The following is a 2,542-nucleotide window of genomic DNA, read 5'->3' on the forward strand; positions in this document are numbered from 1 at the left end:
CCCCTCGCCCACCACCGTGGAGATGATGGGCACGCGCAGCCGGCTCATGACCTCCAGGTTGACGGCGATGGCCTCGGCCTGCCCCCGCTCCTCGGCGCCGATGCCCGGGTACGCGCCCGGCGTGTCGACGAAGGTGAGGATGGGCTTCTCGAAGCGCTCGGCCAGCTCCATGAGGCGGCGGGCCTTGCGGTAGCCCTCCGGGCGCGGCATGCCGAAGTTGCGCGCCATGTTCTCCTTGGTGTTGCGGCCCTTCTGGTGGCCCATCACCATCACCGGCTTGCCGTCGAAGCGCGCGAAGCCGCCGACGATGGAGGGGTCCTCGCCGAAAGCCCGGTCACCACACAGCTCGACGAAGTCGGTGAAGAGGTAGTGGACGTAGTCCAGGAAATAGGGGCGGTTCGGGTGCCGGGACATCTGCACCACTTGCCACCGAGACAGGTCGCTGAAGATCTCCGTCTGGAGCTTCTTCGCCTTCTTCTCGAGCTTGGAGATCTCCGAGGAGAAATCCACCGTGCCGCTGGTGGAGAGGACCTTGAGCTCGTCGATCTTCTTCTCCAGCTCAATCAGGGGGCGCTCGAACTCGAGCACATAGCTGGTACCGGTTGCCATGGCGCGGGACTAGCACCAGGGTAAGGCGGCTTTCAACGCGCAAGCGGTTACGCACCCCACTCTGGAGGCCCATGCACCCGGCCCTGCCCCTGTTGCTCCTGGCCCTCTCGGGCGCCGCGTCCACCCCCCATGCCCGGGGACTGAATACCCAGGGCTTCCGGCTGTACCAGGCGGGGCGCTACCCAGAGGCCCTGGAGCGCTTCCAGGCGTCCGCCCGGGAGTCCCCGGGCTATGCGCTGGCGCACTACAACCTGGCCGCCACCCTGGGGGTGCTCCGCAAGCAGGGGAAGGTCTGCGAGTACAGCGCCCACCGGGACGTCATCGTCGAGCACCTCACCCAGGCGGTGAAGCTGGATGCCCGGCGCCTCACCCGCGCGAAGGAGGACGCGGACTTCACCCCCATCCGGGACACCCTGGGCTGGCAGCAGCTGCTGGGCCGCAGCCCGGCGCGGGAGGCGGATGTCCCCGTGCTGCTGCGCGAGGTCTCCTGGTTCGGCCCGGGCGTGGGCGTCTACGGCACCACCCAGGGGCTGCGCTTCGGCCCGTCCGGCGAGGCCACCCTGTGGACGAAGGAGATCGACCCGGAGGGAACGCCCCGCCAGAAGGAAGCGCGAGGCCGCTACACGGTGCGCGGCAGGCAGGTCACGCTCCGGCTGAATGGCCGGGCGCCGCTGGAAGGCACGCTGACCAAGACGGGCGCCCTCACCTTCCCCGGCTTGGAGACGTTCATCGACGCACCTTCGGAATGCGAGGCGTGAGCCCCCGCGGGCCGCCGTGCCTTCCAGCCATCAGTCGCGCGGCGGCACTCGCTCGCTTTCAGATACGGCCCGCGCAACACCCTTGGCACCCATGATGCGCTTCGTCATGGTGCGCGCGGGGGCAGGTGGGAAGGGATGATTCTTCGGGGTGGAATCAGGGCGTGAGGCGGATGTGGCGGCGGCCCCCTCTACTGCTGCGAAACGGCCGGGACGCTCCCGCCGGGCGGAATGAAGCCCGGCGGGCCCCCATTGGGCCCGCTCCACGACGAACCTGGACCTCAGGCCGCCTTGATCTTCGCGGCCGGCGGCGACAGCGCGTACCACGCGGTGCGGAAGGCCTTCAGCTCGCGCAGCCCCGCGGGGTGACGGCCCAGGGCCGGCGCCATGGTGACGGGCAGGCCCAGCTTCTTCTCGATGGCCTTCGCCGCGTTGAGCTCCAGCTTGCGCCGGTTCTCACACTTCTCGCAGGTGGACTTGGGGCCCACGCGGTTGACGAGCACCCGCTCCACGGGGAGCTTCTTCTCCTTGAGGTACTCCACCAGCCGCTCGGTGCGGGCCGCGGCCAGCTCCTCGCCGCGCGTGACGACCACGAAGCGCGCCTCGCTCGGGGAGGCCAGCGCGTCCTCGAAGCGCTTCACGTGCTTGATCATCCCGGCGATGTCATCCGCCAGCTCGCCCAGGCCCTTGGCGCGGTGCTTGGTGAGCACCCCGTGCAGCGCGCCCAGCCACGTCTTGGCCGTCTCCGCCAGCTCCACCACGCGCACGGACGTCACCACCGGCGACGAGTCCACCACGATGCGCTTGAACCGCTCCTGCACCAGCGCGTCCGTCAGGCAGGACATCGCGGCCAGCTCGTCGATGCCCGGCGGCGCGCACTCCAACAGGTTGCGCAGGTAGAGCAGATCCGCGGGCACCTCGCTGCCCGACCGGGGCGCGCCCTCGAAGGCCTTCTCCGCCTTCTCCTTCACCCGCTTGCGCAGGGCATTGAACCAGCCGGCGATGTCCAGCTCGCGCGCGTACAGGCCCTTGGTGCCCTTCACCTGCGTCTCCGTGTCCGTCAGGCGGCTCTGCAGCACGTCCGACAGCGAGTGCGCTGGATCCGTGGAGATGAGGAGCACCGGCCCCTCCTTCTCCGTCAGCGTCACCGCGGCGGCCGCGGCGCAGGAGCTCTTGCC

Annotated in this window: 3 protein-coding genes; 1 reads left to right on the plus strand and 2 read right to left on the minus strand. The window is 69.7% G+C overall.

What is annotated here, in order from left to right; genetic code table 11:
- A partial coding sequence (locus tag G4D87_RS36585) for a carboxyl transferase domain-containing protein (protein ID WP_275902328.1) occupies nt 1-609 on the minus strand: 609 nt, incomplete at its 3' end.
- Nucleotides 610-680: 71 nt separating this feature from the next.
- Here G4D87_RS36585 and G4D87_RS36590 point away from each other — a divergent pair.
- Nucleotides 681-1,367: a tetratricopeptide repeat protein gene (locus tag G4D87_RS36590; RefSeq protein WP_240358902.1), complete on the plus strand. Its 687-nt coding sequence runs from the start codon at nt 681-683 to the stop codon at nt 1,365-1,367.
- 278 nt (nt 1,368-1,645) lie between these two features.
- Here G4D87_RS36590 and G4D87_RS36595 read toward each other — a convergent pair.
- Nucleotides 1,646-2,542, minus strand: an 897-nt coding sequence (locus G4D87_RS36595) for an ArsA family ATPase (protein WP_163787417.1), incomplete at its 5' end; no start/stop codon positions are given.

The organism is Myxococcus vastator (genome assembly GCF_010894475.1).
In the GTDB taxonomy this organism is placed as follows: domain Bacteria; phylum Myxococcota; class Myxococcia; order Myxococcales; family Myxococcaceae; genus Myxococcus; species Myxococcus vastator.

What these genes read in the sequence shown, in the direction of transcription:
- G4D87_RS36590 (WP_240358902.1), top strand. Translation starts at nt 681, where the DNA reads ATGCACCCGGCCCTGCCCCTGTTGCTCCTGGCCCTCTCGGGCGCCGCG.